Here is a 15,159-nt window from a genome sequence, read left to right on the forward strand (position 1 = left end):
ACAATTGTTCCACTAGTTGATGATAGTTTGAAACAGTACTGATAAGTTTTTACACCAATTATCTAGGTATAGGAGACAGTTAGTCCAAGGACGTGGTTTCGTTAAAGTTGGTCTTGTTGCTGGGGACTGCTAGAATTAATAGCTTTCATGAATACACTGTTTGTAGAGGGAGCTAAAGTGACTAAGGTTGGTATTAAGCGAGTTGTAATTGAGGTTCCAGAGAATCTTAGGATTCCTCCAGGTGAGCTTGAGGAGAGACTTAGGATAGAGTTAGCTCTGAGGCTCTACGAGAAGGGTATAGCCAATCTGGGCCAGGCCCGTAGAATAGCAGGGCTATCGAAGTGGGATTTCCTAGAACTACTAGCCCGGGAGAGAATACCGATACGCTATGGCGAAGAGGAGCTAAGAGAGGATCTGGAGGTCGCCAAGAAACTTGCGGAGAGAGCGAGAAAGCAACGATACTAGAGATTCGAATTTAATTGTTGTCTCTGATTCAAGTGTTATTATTGCACTTGCTAGAATATGCCGCCTAGACCTCCTTGAGAAGCTCTTCGGGAAGATCATCGTACCCGAGGCTGTTTGGAGAGAGGTAACGGTTGAGGGCAAACTTGGCCGCGAGAAGGTGTTGAGGGCAGGGTTTATCCGCGTAAAGGAGGTGCGTGATAGAAGGCTGGCAATGCTTCTCAAAGAGCTTGTTGATGATGGTGAGGCAGAAGCGATAACACTAGCACTAGAGGTTGATGCAGACGTATTGCTCATCGACGACCGTGACGCTAGAAGCCTGGCGAAAGAGCTTGGGCTACAGGTTATGGGCGTGCTGGGCGTACTAGCACTAGCCAAGTATAACGGCATAATCCCAGAGGTGAAACCGATAGTAACCGAACTCGTAGAGAGCGGCTTCTGGGTATCAACGGGAATTCTTGAAGAATTCCTTAGGGAGTTAGGTGAGTACTAAAAACCTTATCTAATCAGCTATCATTAAGATACGTGTACGGGAGGCTGTTACCGCCTCGCAGAACTATGACTGGTCTCACGCTGCTGAGTCCATGACATAGGTAAACTATTCCTTAAAGAACTTAAAGCGCAACTTGGAGGATATGCTAGATAAATTAAGACAAGGAATTAAAAAGGAACCATCAGTAATTCAATCGATATACTCTAGAAGGCGCTGAGACTATAAGGTTTGGAAATCACCATGGTAAGTACCCGTTTCACGAGCACTGGCGTATACTGGTATTAGGAGAGGCATTGTTGAAATAACGTATAGGGAGTTTGATCTCTACGTTTTTCTATCGCTCACGGGAATTAATCGGGAGAAAAACGGACGCTCGATAGAGCAATAGAGAATAAAGGAACGTTAATTTGCAACTCCTAAGAACGCCATTGGAGTTTGAAAGGCGATAGTCCATGAGGCCTCTAAGATGCTTGAGAAAAAGCATCGAGGTCTACTCTACGAGTATCTGCTCGAATCCCTTGCTATGATCCTTGGAGAGCGGTTTAAGGGAGGAATGTTCCGCCCCTCCTATAAAGTGCTTCGCTACGGCCAGATCACTGGTGCCTTGAGAGCCGAGCTAGGGATTCGAGGTATACATGCTGTTGGCATTATCGAAAGGTTTGACGTGGCTTCCTTATCTACTCACCCCAAGGATAAAGTGGCAAGCATCGCAGAACCTCCCTTCTCTACTCAATATCGAGATCGATGTTGCGGCACTTTCCCTAACTGTCCCAAGCCTCCTTAAGGATTTTGGAGTAGTCCCAGAGGTATAAAAACTTACTCGGGACAGAAGAGAAATATTTATATATAGGGTATTTACGTGGCGGCCCCGCCGGGATTTGAACCCGGGACCACGGGCTCCGGAGGCCCGCGCTCCTCCTGGCTGAGCTACGGGGCCGCAATCCTTCCCTATTTGTTTTGGGAGGTTACGGGAATCTAAAATGCTGAGCGTTAGCTCTATCTAACAGTAAAAAGGGCTATTCAGTTGATTAATTCTAGTGAAAGATACTAAGATATTAATGTATGTTCCTATAGCGATAGCAATGAAAAAGGTATTGTTCCTGGGCGCAGGACCATGTACGCTCGTCGCCATTAGGAGGCTTAGAGAAGGTCCTCCTGAAATTCAGGATCAACTAGATATGACTATAATTACTAATGATCAATGGCACTATTTCCCCCCGCTCTTTGCGGACTTGGCCCTGGGCGAGGTAACCGTTGATAAGATTCGCGCTCCGGCCGAGAACATCGCCAAGAGGTACAACGCTAAGTTCGTTCTCGATGAAGTTGTTAAGGTAGATCCGGCAAATAGGCTCGTTATGACTAAAAGCGGTAAGAGCTTCACCTACGATTACTTGTTCCTCTGTATGGGAACTAGGAACGCTCCAGAGGTTATTCCCGGACTGGCGGAGTACGGTTACCACAATTACTCCCTAGAAGGAGCCTTGAAGATGAAGGAGGCCTTAGCGAAGTTCAAGGGAGGTAACATAGTAGTTCTGACTCCCGAAATACCTTATAGGTGTGGGTGCTACCCCTTCGAAGTGGTAGGCAGGCTCAAGTACTTGGCTCAGAGGAAGGGAAGGAACTACAGCGTAACCTTAGTCCACACAATGACGGACGAGCAAATATTCGGTGCCTTTAAGGACGTTGCGAGGCAATTCAAGAGACTCCACGACAGAATGGGGATAAAGTACGTAACTGGTAAGAACGTAGAGAGAATTGAACCGAAGAAAATCATATTCCAGAACGGCGAAACGTTGGGATACGACTTGTTGATCTACGTGCCCCCAGTTAGAGTGCCTAAGGCAGTCGAAGGAGTTGACGAACTGGTTGCGAATCCCAAGGCGTTGAGAACGACCTTCCCGAGCTTCCGTAACCCCCACTACGATGAGATATTCGTTCCAACGGACTCCGCGATGCCTTCAGTAGGCCTACCAATCGCTGGTATTTTCACCCACGCTGCCGCAATAGCCGCTGCAGATGGACTAATTGCGGACCTCACTGGCGTAAAGGCAAGCGTTCCGTTCCCTGAGCAAATAGTGGCCGTAACGGACTTCGGTCCTACCGGCTACTTGGTCAGCTTCGATGTTTACGATAATGGAGATGGAACGGCCAGACAGCAAATGTACGTAAGTGCATCTAATCCCTTCATCAAGTTCATGAAGCTCTCGTTTTACTTAGGTTGGATAGAATCCTTAAAGTGAGGTGATGGAAATGGCGGAAGGTAAGGGTAACCCAATTACCAACTTAGAAGTCGAGAAAGTCGAGGAAGCCACCAAGGCCCTCGAGAGGTTAATAGATGCTCTCGCGAAATTGAAGGAAAACGGCATGCTAGACATGATAATAGCTTTGGCCGATATGTCCGAGGAACTAATGGAATTAGGCTTGAACGATAGGAGATTACATCACGCAATGGCAGCAGCTGACGGGGCTCTAAACGCACTGGAATACGTGGATCCAATAGTATTTAAGGAGAACGTCGAGTACATCAACGAATGCGCAGTAAAGGCCTTGGATAACCCGAAGCTGTTGAAGGAACTGAAGCCTGTTGGGTTGGGAGGTTTGTTGAAAGTAATGAAGGATCCCGACATAGGAATAGGACTCGCATTGATGTTAGCGATAGCGAAGTCCTTAGGAAGGTGCTTGAGGGAAAAGGCTTCACTCAAATAACGCCCTAACCCAATAATCTCCTATTACTAAGGTTGCGAGGAAACCTAAGGTCATGTAGACCAAGAAAGGCGTCGCGTAGGTAACCATTAGGTATTGGTCCTCCCTTATAATTCCTTTTTCAATGCTATTCTTAACTGCTTTCCTGTGGTCCTCCGGTTCCTCGTCTATCGAAACCCTCTTCCTCAATTCCTTTTTAACAATACCATTCTCTATTTCATGTATTAGGTACCAGAAATCAGTTCTGAGGTATTCCTTCGCCTTCATGACCTTGCCGCTAAGCCCGTAATGTAACGTTCCTAAAAGACCTATTTTGTTTTCCTTCAAGAACTTCCTGAACTCCGGATTGAGGAGGTTAGATATCAACCTCACCAATGCAATTAGAATGGCCAGAATCGTTGCGTGGAGTAGGGTTAATATGGGAACTGGAGTTATCGCCCTCAATCCTAGGAACAGTGGGTACCACGGAACAGTTAGGCTTAGGAACAAGTATGCTAGCATGTCAGCGCCGCCCAGCATCGCCATTTTGTAGCTCACGTAGAGGAAGGGAAATATTATAAGCGAGAAAACTAGCTCCAATAGAAGCAATTTGAATAATGCAACCGATAGACCGCTCACGAGATAGAGCTCAATTAGAGTCAGCGCCGCTCCTATAATCCCGGTCAACCACAGCTTGGGCTCTATCTCCCTAGTCTTTAGGTCCGAATAGGCCGCGTAACCCATAACGCCTAATGCTAGAACTAACTTGGAAATTTCTAAACCGAAAATTACGTCCTTGACCAAAGCTTACTCCGGTAAAGGAAATTTGGGGGGAGAGGTAATTTACAGTAAGGCAGTCTCTAAGGAATTGCAACAAGAGCACTCTTCCGGTTCGCTGGGTAACTTGGGAATCATTTCGTATAGGAGCTTCTTGGCGTTCTCTACGTTCCTTTGCATCGTTTCTATTACTTCTTGCGCAGTAACGGGTCTCTCTGCCCATACGTCGTAATCGGTGACCATTGCAATGGTAGCGTAACACATCTGCGCCTCGCAAGCTAAGTTAACTTCGGGTACTAGGGTCATACCGATTACGTCTGCCTTGAAAACGTTCTTCCAAACGAAACTCTCGGCCTTCGTTGAGAACCTAGGTCCCTCTATACATATGTAGGTACCCTTCTCGTGAACCTTTATTCCAAGCTTCTTAGCGCTTTCAATTGCGACCTTCCTTAGGGTATTACAGAAGGGTTCGGCCATACTCACGTGAGCGACCACGGGACCATCGAAGAACGTGTACTCCCTTTTCTTGGTCATGTCTATGAACTGGTCCGGTACCACGAAGTGACCGGGTTCCATTTCCTCTCTCAAACTGCCTACTGCTGAGACACTAATTACGTACTTTACGCCTAAGGACTTCAATGCCCATATGTTGGCCCTGTAGTTGACCTTGTGAGGCGGTATCTTGTGGCCCCTACCGTGCCTAGCCAGGAACGCTACCTTCCTACCTTCTAGCTCCCCTATTATCACGTTATCGCTGGGAAGGCCGTAAGGGGTGTAAACCTTGAGCTCCTTAACGTTCCTAAGTATTTCCGGATCGTATAGACCGGAACCGCCTATTACGGCTATTTCGGCCTTAACTTCCGGTTGAGGAGGGAAAGGATACTTACTCAACGGCCCTCGTCCCGATTAAAAGTTTAGGTGTGTAGGGGAGAATTCTCTAGGCGAGTTCTGTAGTACTCAATTATTACTCTTCTTCCTCCAGTTCCTCGGCCAGTATTCTGTTGAACTCCTCAATTATTGGACCGCTTTCGAGCCAATAGAGCTTGTTGTCTTTGTACCAGAAAGCGGCTGGGTATTCGTCCCTTCCAGATTGCATGTAAACCATTTCAACGTCTCTCCCGCCTATCTTAGTTCTCTCATATCTAGAGAAACCGAACAGCTCGTATAAGTTCTCGACGCTCTCCCTCAACCATTCCATAACGGCCTTGGCCTTCTCCTCGCTATCCAGATCTATTATCCACATCAATGACCCTTCGTCGAACCTCTTCAACGTAACCTTGTTGGGATCTATTGCTGGATTAGAGAACAAGGTCTTAGCAAGGGTAGGGTGGATCACCTCGAATGCCTTGACTGCATCCGAACCCTTCTTTTCAAGAACTACTCTAGCCAAGCGAACTAGCCCCCACAACACTCTATCCTCAACTAATATTTAAGGTACCAACTCCATCACAATTCCCAACTAAAAGCAATGCAGTTTTGTGCCCCGCACGCGATATGGAATTCAATTTCACTAGTAATTTTTTCCGAATAATGAGAACACGGTGTCCTACTTCTCAATTTTAGAGGCTATCCCTTTTACTAGCCTCTCTACGCGCTTCAACGCGGTCTCCACGTCCTCTCGGGCGCACAACCCCTCGTAGAAGCAAACGTGCATGCTTTGTGCCGCATACCAAGAATCGCTTACCCACTCACCGAGCTCCCTCTCAATTCTCCTCTTGTACTCCCAGAATTCTCCGTGGCTCGAAAGCCTCTTGCCGTCCTTCCAATAAGCGTAGGCCTTAACTGCTAGAGCGGCCGCCCCCAGACTTTCTCAGCGGCTTGTCTAACGTTCCCTTTATTTAGTTCGTCTCTAGCTTCTTCGAGAAGCCCCTTCGCAGCCTCAATGTATTCCACTGCCCTATTCCTTGGATCGAGGCCTTGAGAGAGTAGTTCGACCAAGTACTCATTAACGCCGAGCCTTTCGGCCTCTTCCTTAACTCGCTTAGCCAGTCGCCCGCGAACAACTATGGTGGATCGATCCAATTCCTCGTACCTACTTTAATTGCATCGGCATCGGGAGAAATAAGCTTGGTAACCCGAACTATTAGAGATGCGCGAAGAAAAGCGTTGCAATCGGGTTCCTGAGAACTAACGTGCTGAAGATGCTTGCGGCGGACCAGTGAAGGTATCGAAGCCTCCTAAGACCTCTCCTCTTAAACCTCATGCGTGATAGTAAGAATAGATTTCTAATATGGGATATCAGTATTTCAAGCGCTCCGTCTTGCCATTAACTAGAGCTCAGGGCTTGAGGACCCTTTGTTTCAGAAGTGGTCTAATTAATTACGCCGCTAAAAGCTGTCAGTTAGCTTAGAATCAATAGATCAGTGTTTTGGTGGGCCCGCGGGGATTTGAACCCCGGACTACCGCCGTGTCAGGGCGGCGTCCTTCCGGGCTAGACGACGGGCCCTCCGCGTTATGCTCTCCTCGGCTCATGCTTATAAGCTTTATGATTTGAAGAACCTAACTAGACCATAGGCGAAAGCCAGTACGCTCAAGATCGTTAGGATGCCCGTTTGGAATTGAGGGTCGGAGTACCTTTGGGGTAGTAGGGGTTTGTGAGGCGGTCCCATTATTTGAACTACGGCCGATTGGCCTTGAACGACCATTGTAACTAACGGATGTAGAGTGTAGGGTTCGGCCGTTATAGTCCAAGATAGGGTACCAGTGTTATTCGCCTTATCTGCATACATTATCGTCAAGGTATAGGGAGGATCCGGTAGCTCGACTTGAACGAAATCTAAGGTCTTAACGTTGGGCGTTGTGCTCAGTAAAGTTTTAGTTGAATTATTCTTAGAGTAGATTACTTCCAATAACGCTACTGTACAAGGATCCGATAACGACTCAATGAGGAGGCGGTTGTGGTCTATAGCTATTAGTTTGGGCGAAGGAGCGCTCAAGTCGCCAACGCACTCTTGGGGGGCAGCTATCATCGCTGTTGAAACAATTAATAAGGTCAAGAGAAGTTTCTTATCTTTCAAGGCACCTATTCCCAGAGGGTGGATCCGTGAGAAGTTTATTGGTATTGGTAATTGCGTCGTTGCTAGCAGAGGCGTTTAGCTCAACGGTAATTAGCGGCGAAGTTAGAGCCTTGATACCTACGGGAGAGCAGTGGATATGGGTACTTAATAACTCAGTAGTAATTGCGTCTTCGCCTCCGAATCAGCTCAACGGTACTTGGAAGGTCGTATCTATAGAAGCTCCCCCGGGCGTAAATGCGTACGTCTTAGTTAAAGGACCTTGGATATGTAAAATAGAGGCATTGAACTTGCTCGGAACGGAGGTTAAACCAATAGTAATCTCGAACGCGTCCATTCCAAAGATCAGATGCGATACGAGGTACCTCTGGGGAAATCTGAGGGATCTGGTCGGGAAGGGCAATTACTTGGTGGTCTTCATACCTCTTAGCCAAGACCTAATTAGCGCCTTAGGCTCCTTCTCCTCTTCGGTCTGTTTGGACGTGGAATACAACGCGATCCTCGAGAACTCTACAATGGTAGTGAACGTTACCGCGAAGCCCCTGAAACCATGGATTAGAATATGTCCACCATCTAAGTTAGTTGACGTTATAGTAGCTTGGGGCGAGGCGACTCAAGTAGACGTTTACTTTAATGGAAGAAAGGTCTTTCATTTCCCAAATAGTAAGTAACCTCTCTCCTCCCTTACCCCTACCCTAATGACCTTCTCGCCGTTGGGCTTCTCGTACAGCGCCCCCCTTACTCTCACCTTGCCTCCCTTTACGAATACCTTCGCGAAGGCGCTTTCGTAACTTTCTATTAGGTACTTGCCTGCCCAACACCTATGAGGATAGTAAAGACCTCTTTCACAAGGCTCTAATTCAAGCGTTCCTTCGAACCTACCAACGAACTCTGAAACTGAGTTCCCATAACGTTCCAATTCCTCCTTGACGAAAGCGAAGGAAACTTCCTTATTCCTGTAAACGGCTCTCTTCGCCTTAGAGTACAAGGACTTCGCGTCTTCTAATGGAATGCCTAGGCTCTTAGATACCCTCCAGATCCAACCCTTTTCCTCCTCCAATACCTCGCTGCTCTCCAACTCCTCCCATATCCACATAGGATCCCCAACAGGATATATCAAGAAATCTAAGTCGGAATTATCGTGATGGATCGATAGGAGCAAACTGCCGCCCAGACCCAATTGCTTAATTCCAAGATTCGAGTAAGCATCCAACGCGAGCCCTTCCAATTCGTCTTTAGGAGAAGCGATGACCTCTCCCATCCTCTTTAACGGATGGGGCGCCCAGAGCACCTCAGTAGCATCGACGCATGGAACCTCGGAAGAGAAGTTGGGGTCGTAAACGAGATTGCCTTTCCTAACGCTAAGGGGGTCGTAGCTAGGTATCACTCTCTCGAAGCCTCTCCAGAGTCCCCTTCCGGTATAGACGTACTTCAAGTAAGCTATTACGCAACCCGGAGGGTGCTCGTACCCTACTGAAACCCTTACCTCCAGGTTCCTAGTAATAAACGACCTCTTGTCTTCTAACACTTGTTCCGCACCTCGCTGTTTCAACCAAAGCCAAGTACTCCATTGCCTCCACTTTGTTGAGGGCATCGAAGGGATTCCTTCCCCCCGCTATCACTCCATGTCCCTTCATTACTACTACGTCGCTCCCTTCCGAGAACTTCCTCCCTACGGCTTCGGCCAACTCCAAGCTGCCGGCATCAATTCTCTCAACTACACCGACCTTTGAAATAGCGTACCGCGTTTCAACGTACTTGCTGACCAATTCGTTGAATTGATCTTCCGCGTAAACGTCGGCCAGAGCGACAGTTAATGGGTTGTGGGCGTGAACTACTGATTGAAAGTCTGTGTTCAAGTATATTTGAGCGTGCATTCTATACTCAATTGAAGGTTTGGGACCTTCCCACTCGAGGGTCTTCAGATTGACGCGAGTCAAGTCCTTTATCTTATGCTTAGGTACTCCGGAAGGAGTAATTAGGAAGAACTCGCCGCACTTCAAGCTCGCGTTGCCGCTAAGGACAGTAATTAAACCCCTTTGGTACAAGAGCTTCATTACTTCAATGAGCTCCTCGCCTTCACAGTTCAAGTGACTTCACCCCTTTCGATGCCGAGCGCTTGCAATATTCTGTGAGCTATCTCTATGGACGTTCTCCTTTGAGCCTCCTTCGTTTGGGCTCCGATGTGAGCAGTAGCGAAGACGTTCGGGTGACGTATTAGCTTCAAGAGGTACTCGCTCTGAGGAGGCTCCTCCGGATAAACGTCTAGGGCCGCACCACCAACCTTACCGCTCTCCAAAGCCTCCAATAGAGCCTTGTAGTCCATTACCTCGCCCCTGGCCGCATTTATTATTATCACGCCGTCTTTCATCTTCTCAATAACGTCTTTGTTGATTAGGTTCCTAGTTTCGGGCGTCAAGGGTACGTGAAGGGTAACGAAGTCAGCGTCCCTAATTGCTTCTATTAAGTCCTTCGTGAACTTGGCCCCCAGTTCCTCGGCAACGTCGCTCATATCTATGACGTCGTAAGCGATAACGTCCATTCCTAGTTCCCTGGCCTTCTTGGTAACTTCCCTTCCTATCCTGCCGAAGCCTATTACAGCTAGCTTCTTGCCCGCTATTTCAGTTCCCATTACCTTCTCCCATTTCCCTTCCAACAATGCTCTATAGCTGTACATAGCCTTCCTAGCGACTACTATCATCATAGCTATTACGAGTTCCGCAACAGCGTTCTTCAAAGCGTCCGGCGCGTTTACTACTTTGATTCCCTTTTCCCTCGCGGCCTCCAAGTCTATATTATCTAGACCGCTCCCAGCACGTGCTATTACCTTTAACCTATCGGCAGCTTCTATTACTTCCCTCCTAACCTTAGTCCTGCTCCTTACTATCAATACGTCAAAGCCCTTTATTCTCTCTTTTAGAACTTCCGGCCTATAGGCGTCTAGATCTACCACTACCTCGAAGCCGTTTCTCTTGAGGATATTCAAACCCTCTTCGTGAACTTTGTCCGTGACCAGGACCTTGTACATCCGCTTAACACCGGGTCCCTAGTTAATTGGAAGCCCTTTAACAGTTGCAACTAACGCTTTTCTAAGAGCAGATATGGAAACTAAATCGGTGTGGGGAAACCAAGTGGTAATAATACTAAGTGCTGAATTGGAATTAACGAAAACCTTAAAATGGAGAGCATGGAAAGGGACTTTTTCCGGTAAAGTAATTTATGATTCTATTTCACAAGAAAATCCAGTAGCTTCGCTCCGAACGGTCCCTCCCGAGAAAATGAAGCCGGAGTTAAGGGCGGGCGACGTCGTTAAAGTCAGAGCTGTCTTTTGGGGACCGTACGCGGAATCGACTGCTTCCGAGGTATCAATAGGCCTCCTTAACTTAGACTACGCAGTGCCTATCAACGTAAAGATGAGGGAGCTAAGCGTAGATAAGCCGCCTGAGGTAGTCAAGAGCGAGGACCCAAAGGCAATATATTTCACTGCTTTCCACTTCCCTACGTTCTATAAGTTCCACGGTTCATGGGTTTCCCTCCCATCGGTCTTCAGAATGTTGAACTCGCTCTTCAAGAGACTGGGGGAGGAGTTAGGGAGAGATATGGATCAAGAAGCGCTTAAGGAACTCGCATTGAAAATAGAAGCGATAGGGGGTAACCTAAGGATAACTAGGGAGAGGGTTAAGGGCAACTTGGAAGTTCCTACCTTCAACGGCAAAATTAAGTACTATGGTGTATTGAACGAAGGGGAAATTCAGTTGCTACTATGGGCCCTGAAGTACTTGCCCTTGTTCGGCGCGGGAGCATCTCCTGGAATGGGGTTCGGTCACGTTCAATGGGTTGAAGTGAGGGAACCGCCCTTCGAAACGCCAGTGGGGAAGTTTAAGGAAAACATAAGGTATGATTTCGATGATTATCTAATGGAGAAATAGCGGATCCTAACCTAGATCTATTACTCCCTTAGCGCTTACCACGCCCGTTTCCTTGTCGAATAGTTTGGCTATACACAGTGCTAAGGACTTGAATAGAGCCTCGACCTTGTGATGATCGTTGGATCCGCTCAGCAACCTCAAGTGAAGGGTTACGGACGATTCCCTAGCAAGGGTCTCGAAGAAGTGACTTACGTTCTCTAGCGCTAGTCCACCTATCTCTTCCCTCTTGAACTCCATCTCTCCGAAGAATCCACCCCTCCCGGAAACGTCCACGCTGCATAGGGCCAGCGCCTCATCCATAGGAACAATACTCCAAGCGAACCTGTTTTTCAATTCCTTCCTAAATAGTTCCTTTAGGAACCTACCAAAGGTTATGGCAACGTCTTCCACTAGGTGATGATCGTCGAAGCCTTGGAGGTCTCTCGCCTTTACGCAAACGTTCAACTTGGAATGCTTAATGAGGGTCTCGATCATGTGCTTGAAGAACGGAATTTCTATTTCTACGGAAGGTTGATCGCATTCCTTAACCTCTACTTCGGTTTCCCTAGTCGTTCTCTTCAATGTTCGACACCTCCCAGGGCTCAGACAGCCACCGCCTCCTCACCGTTTAGGAGTGGTCGGGATGCTCCTCATTGCCTACTGAACTTCTCGAGGGCCTTATTAAGAGCTCTAAGCTTGTGCTCTGTTTCTTCCCACTCTCGTTCCGGTATTGAATAGTAAACTATTCCAGCGCCGGCTTGTATTCTCAGTCTCCCGTTTCTCGCAAAGTACGACCTTATTGTTATTGCGAACTCGGCGTTCCCGGAGTAATCTACGAAGCCGACCGCCCCAGCATAGGGTCCTCTCCGAAGCTTCTCTAAGTTGCCTATTATTTCCATAGCGGATGGTTTCGGCGCACCGCTAACTGTACCTGCCGGAAAGGTTGCCTTAAGAACGTCTATGGCATCGAAGTTCGGATCGAGTTCACCCTCAACCTTACTGACTAGATGTTGAACGTGACTGTACTTCTCTATGAACATGTATCGGGAGACCTTGACTGAACCGGGCAGCGATACCTTTCCTATGTCGTTGCGAGCTAGGTCAACTAACATTATGTGCTCCGCCCTTTCCTTTTCGTCGCTCAGAAGCTCCTCCTCTAACTTAACGTCTTCCCAAGGGTCCCTCCCCCTAGGCCTAGTTCCAGCAATGGGGAACGTTTCTATCTTGTTCCCCTCGACGCGGTAAAGCAGTTCCGGACTAGAACCTATTACTTCGGCGTCCTCGAACCTCAAGTGGAACATGTAAGGTGAAGGATTCACTTTAGCTAGTTCCATGTATAGAGCTCTCAGGTCGCCCTCGTAATTCATTGTATAGGATTTGGAAAGCACCACTTGGATCGCTTCGCCTTCCTCCTCCTTCCTCCTGGCCTCCTCGACCCACTTTAAGAACTCCGCTTTTTCTACGTCCAGCTTCTTGTTCCACACCTCTAGTCTTCCGACTTCAGCCTTACTTAGCGCGCTTGGGGAAACGTTACACAGGAAAGCGGTTCCTACTACGTGGTTGTAAACAACGAACTTCCTTGGAACCATGAACTGCGCCTTTGGCCATCCCATGTCATTCAATCCCTTATGTCTCACGTCCTCCCAATCCTCAACGGCCTCGTAGCTAACGTACCCGACGGGTCCGCCTCTATATAGTAAATCCCTCTCTACGGGCCTCCCCTTACTGAGTTCCCTTAAAGCTCTGTCAACGTCTTTCCACACTTTCTCCTCTACTTCAGGTTCCCATCCCACAACGCTTATCCTAGCCTTCTCGCTGGGCCCCTCACGGCTCTCTAGTAAGAACGAAGGTCCCTCGATCGAGTTGAACAGTTCCTGAGGACTCGGTATAGAAGAGATAGGTACCTTATCGCATTTCAATCGCGCCTACCGTAACCAATTCAACTAATAGTTGTAATAAAGAATCTTAGAGCTTAAGGATTTTGTTTTCCTCTTCTTCCTCTTCCACGTCCTTGTATATCTTTTCAACCTTCATCAAGGAGCCGCACTTAGGGCATCTGCCTTCGATCATGCCTATGAAGTCGCCTTCCTTCCATTCTCTAACTCTCTCGTATCCGCACTTAGGGCACTTAATTAAGGTCTTGAACTCACCCTTCGATTCCTCGTTTTTCTTCTTTACACTCATCAACATAGATATAGTTAGCGCGAACGTTATAGCGCCTAATAAAATTATTGATACGAGGTCCTCGTAGTTCAACCCGCTCTCACCTCATTGGGCTACCCCGCACGTGTTCCCTATTCCAGCTACCAACACTACGGATTTCTCTGGTAGGCTCTTTACTTTATCTATTACCCTCTTTACGGCCTCGTCTGCTGCCATTGCTATCTTCTTGGTCATGTCAGTTATTGCCTCTTCATTGGACATTTTTATTACTATTGCTTGAAGGGGTATATTATACCGCGTCGCTACCCTCTCTATGGCTATTTTCTCTGGACCTGGATCGCCTATTGCAGCGCCTGCGCCTTCGGCAATCGAACCGCTCTCTTCTCCCTCTAACTTTAGGGCAGCATCGACTGTAATTATCAAATCCACTTGTCCCCTCATTCCCTCGATCACCTTCTTGATGGCTTCTCCCGGGTTCCCAACGGTCGCGCCAGGCCCTTCCGCCTTAACCACAATAACCTTTCTACCTTCTATTTCCACCTCGCCGGCTACGGTGTCCTTGGCAGGATGCCACAACCTCTTTTTCCTCTCTAAGAGCTTGTAGGCAACTAAGGGTCCAACTGAATCGCCTATAGGTCTGCAATGCTTGAACGTTTCCCTCGCCTTATCCAAAGTTTTACTCATCTTCACGATTTGGGGCATTATCATCCAGAGTTGCATTATTAGGAACAAGTTGTTATTCTTTAATGCATACAATAAGTAATGCCTAATTACTTTGTAAATCACGTTTAGGCTATTCGCTATTTCTATGAGAACTAGCGCGTTGTGTTTCACGTGCTTAGGTATTTCCTCTACAGCTCCCTCCTCTAGTTTCCTTTCCCATTCTAATAGACTCGTCCTAAAGATGTGAGCCATCCTCTTGGTGATATCCGTTGGTTCTATGTCTACCGGGTTTATTGTGAAGAACTCCGTTAGCTCGTTAACTATCTCTTCGGCTCTCTTCACGCCTATCTTTTTCAAGAAGTCGATTGTATCTTTCTTGCTTTTGTCGCTCATCTCCTTTATTTCATCCATTTTCGATTTTATGTTTCTAGCCCATATATACATTCTAAACCTTTGATCTGCGCCAGTGAACGCCATTAGCAAGAAGGCCATGAACATTAATTGAGTTATTATGCTCAGTATGTCGGATGGATTGGATCCTGACAACTACCAGACCCACTTTCGTGATGTGTACTCAGTTCATTAAAAATTCGTTACGTTTCAGTCCATCAGACCCCACGGTTTTCCCTTCAATACCTCTTCCGGTAAGACGTCCTTATACTTCTTCAAGAACTTTAAGTCTTCGTCCTTGTTTCTCAACTCGTCTGGAAGCATGTGGGGTATCTCATCTATTATGGGATACCACCTACCGCACTTGGGACACACCAATACTCCAGTAACTATTTCCTTCGTTAGGCATTCGTCGCAAGGAGGCTCCTCTTTAAGTTCTTTTAAGAACTTCCTCTTATATCCACAGTAGAGCTCGCAATAGGGCTTTTCCATATTCGGTTTCTTCCTATCCTTGACCTCTTTCTCCTCTATAACGTATAACTTCAAGGGAAAACCTTCGTCTTTACAATAGGGGCATGCCAAAACGTCTAAAGTCATGTATAACATT

At 47.3% G+C, this 15,159-nt stretch carries 19 protein-coding genes, 2 tRNA genes and 1 pseudogene; 7 read left to right on the top strand and 15 right to left on the bottom strand.

Annotated features, from left to right (window positions below; all coding sequences use genetic code 11):
• The first annotated feature begins 177 nt into the window (after window positions 1–177).
• The 3 genes from EYM_RS05200 (at window position 178) to EYM_RS05210 (ending at window position 1,739) form a co-directional block, all read left to right on the top strand.
• Complete coding sequence (locus tag EYM_RS05200) at window positions 178–465, top strand: UPF0175 family protein (RefSeq protein WP_174500660.1); 288 nt, start codon at window positions 178–180, stop codon at window positions 463–465.
• On the top strand, window positions 434–955 hold the full coding sequence (locus EYM_RS05205; protein ID WP_075049995.1) for a PIN domain-containing protein: 522 nt from the start codon (window positions 434–436) through the stop codon (window positions 953–955). The genes EYM_RS05200 and EYM_RS05205 overlap by 32 nt, the downstream gene beginning before the upstream one ends.
• Before the next feature lie 466 nt (window positions 956–1,421).
• The gene (locus EYM_RS05210; protein WP_075049996.1) at window positions 1,422–1,739 is read left to right on the top strand and encodes a hypothetical protein; all 318 of its coding nucleotides are present in this window, start codon (window positions 1,422–1,424) and stop codon (window positions 1,737–1,739) included.
• Between the two features lie 76 nt (window positions 1,740–1,815).
• On the opposite strand, the gene EYM_RS05215 is transcribed toward EYM_RS05210, so the two are convergent.
• Window positions 1,816–1,892 (bottom strand) — tRNA-Arg (locus tag EYM_RS05215).
• Between the two features lie 100 nt (window positions 1,893–1,992).
• Here EYM_RS05215 and EYM_RS05220 point away from each other — a divergent pair.
• Entirely contained in the window at window positions 1,993–3,195 is a 1,203-nt protein-coding gene (locus EYM_RS05220; RefSeq protein ID WP_075049997.1) for an NAD(P)/FAD-dependent oxidoreductase, read from the top strand.
• 10 nt (window positions 3,196–3,205) lie between these two features.
• Window positions 3,206–3,661 (top strand): helical membrane plugin domain-containing protein, encoded by a 456-nt coding sequence (locus tag EYM_RS05225; protein WP_075049998.1) that lies wholly within the window; start codon window positions 3,206–3,208, stop codon window positions 3,659–3,661.
• Here EYM_RS05225 and EYM_RS05230 read toward each other — a convergent pair.
• From EYM_RS05230 to EYM_RS05255, 6 genes and pseudogenes are all read right to left on the bottom strand, one after another.
• Window positions 3,650–4,441 (bottom strand): A24 family peptidase C-terminal domain-containing protein, encoded by a 792-nt coding sequence (locus EYM_RS05230; protein ID WP_075049999.1) that lies wholly within the window; start codon window positions 4,439–4,441, stop codon window positions 3,650–3,652. The two genes, EYM_RS05225 and EYM_RS05230, sit on opposite strands and share 12 nt — an antisense overlap.
• A gap of 39 nt (window positions 4,442–4,480) precedes the next feature.
• Complete coding sequence (locus EYM_RS05235; protein ID WP_075050000.1) at window positions 4,481–5,305, bottom strand: S-methyl-5'-thioadenosine phosphorylase; 825 nt, start codon at window positions 5,303–5,305, stop codon at window positions 4,481–4,483.
• Between the two features lie 73 nt (window positions 5,306–5,378).
• A complete protein-coding gene (locus EYM_RS05240) occupies window positions 5,379–5,804 on the bottom strand; it encodes a hypothetical protein (RefSeq protein ID WP_075050001.1) in 426 nt (141 codons plus the stop codon).
• 156 nt (window positions 5,805–5,960) lie between these two features.
• Window positions 5,961–6,307 (bottom strand): annotated as a pseudogene (locus EYM_RS07960) (PaREP1 family protein).
• A 476-nt stretch (window positions 6,308–6,783) separates the two neighbouring features.
• Window positions 6,784–6,860, bottom strand: a tRNA-Val gene (locus EYM_RS05250).
• Between the two features lie 37 nt (window positions 6,861–6,897).
• Window positions 6,898–7,431, bottom strand: a complete 534-nt coding sequence (locus EYM_RS05255; protein WP_075050002.1) for a hypothetical protein — start codon at window positions 7,429–7,431, stop codon at window positions 6,898–6,900.
• A gap of 26 nt (window positions 7,432–7,457) precedes the next feature.
• On the opposite strand from EYM_RS05255, the gene EYM_RS05260 reads away from it, so the two are divergent.
• Window positions 7,458–8,099 (top strand): hypothetical protein, encoded by a 642-nt coding sequence (locus EYM_RS05260; RefSeq protein ID WP_075050003.1) that lies wholly within the window; start codon window positions 7,458–7,460, stop codon window positions 8,097–8,099.
• Here EYM_RS05260 and EYM_RS05265 read toward each other — a convergent pair.
• Genes EYM_RS05265 through EYM_RS05275 form a run of 3 tightly spaced genes read right to left on the bottom strand, consistent with a single transcriptional unit; the run spans window position 8,078 to window position 10,456 of the window.
• Window positions 8,078–8,956, bottom strand: coding sequence for a hypothetical protein (locus EYM_RS05265; RefSeq protein ID WP_075050004.1), 879 nt, complete (start codon window positions 8,954–8,956; stop codon window positions 8,078–8,080). The two genes, EYM_RS05260 and EYM_RS05265, sit on opposite strands and share 22 nt — an antisense overlap.
• Window positions 8,925–9,518 (bottom strand): class II aldolase/adducin family protein, encoded by a 594-nt coding sequence (locus EYM_RS05270; RefSeq protein WP_075050005.1) that lies wholly within the window; start codon window positions 9,516–9,518, stop codon window positions 8,925–8,927. Before EYM_RS05270 ends, EYM_RS05265 begins: the two co-directional genes overlap by 32 nt.
• On the bottom strand, window positions 9,515–10,456 hold the full coding sequence (locus EYM_RS05275) for a D-2-hydroxyacid dehydrogenase (protein ID WP_075050006.1): 942 nt from the start codon (window positions 10,454–10,456) through the stop codon (window positions 9,515–9,517). Before EYM_RS05275 ends, EYM_RS05270 begins: the two co-directional genes overlap by 4 nt.
• A 103-nt stretch (window positions 10,457–10,559) precedes the next feature.
• Between EYM_RS05275 and cas6 the strand changes: the two genes are divergently transcribed.
• Entirely contained in the window at window positions 10,560–11,357 is a 798-nt protein-coding gene (gene cas6 / locus EYM_RS05280; RefSeq protein ID WP_075050007.1) for a CRISPR system precrRNA processing endoribonuclease RAMP protein Cas6, read from the top strand.
• 6 nt (window positions 11,358–11,363) lie between these two features.
• Here cas6 and hisB read toward each other — a convergent pair whose 3' ends face one another.
• The 5 genes from hisB to EYM_RS05305 all read right to left on the bottom strand — a co-directional run bounded on the left by hisB (window position 11,364) and on the right by EYM_RS05305 (window position 15,158).
• Window positions 11,364–11,918: a hypothetical protein gene (gene hisB / locus EYM_RS05285; RefSeq protein ID WP_075050008.1), complete on the bottom strand. Its 555-nt coding sequence runs from the start codon at window positions 11,916–11,918 to the stop codon at window positions 11,364–11,366.
• A 68-nt stretch (window positions 11,919–11,986) separates the two neighbouring features.
• Window positions 11,987–13,255 (bottom strand): anthranilate synthase component I family protein, encoded by a 1,269-nt coding sequence (locus EYM_RS05290; RefSeq protein WP_075050009.1) that lies wholly within the window; start codon window positions 13,253–13,255, stop codon window positions 11,987–11,989.
• Between the two features lie 46 nt (window positions 13,256–13,301).
• A complete protein-coding gene (locus EYM_RS05295) occupies window positions 13,302–13,592 on the bottom strand; it encodes a hypothetical protein (protein WP_083495075.1) in 291 nt (96 codons plus the stop codon).
• Window positions 13,593–13,604: 12 nt separating this feature from the next.
• The gene (locus EYM_RS05300) at window positions 13,605–14,708 is read right to left on the bottom strand and encodes a DUF1512 domain-containing protein (RefSeq protein ID WP_075050010.1); all 1,104 of its coding nucleotides are present in this window, start codon (window positions 14,706–14,708) and stop codon (window positions 13,605–13,607) included.
• A 54-nt stretch (window positions 14,709–14,762) separates the two neighbouring features.
• Window positions 14,763–15,158 carry a Trm112 family protein gene (locus tag EYM_RS05305; RefSeq protein WP_075050011.1) on the bottom strand — a complete coding sequence of 132 codons (396 nt, stop codon included), beginning with the start codon at window positions 15,156–15,158 and terminating at the stop codon, window positions 14,763–14,765.
• Window position 15,159 lies beyond the last annotated feature (1 nt).

Origin of the sequence: Ignicoccus islandicus DSM 13165, from assembly GCF_001481685.1 — an archaeon.
Lineage (GTDB): Archaea > Thermoproteota > Thermoprotei_A > Sulfolobales > Ignicoccaceae > Ignicoccus > Ignicoccus islandicus.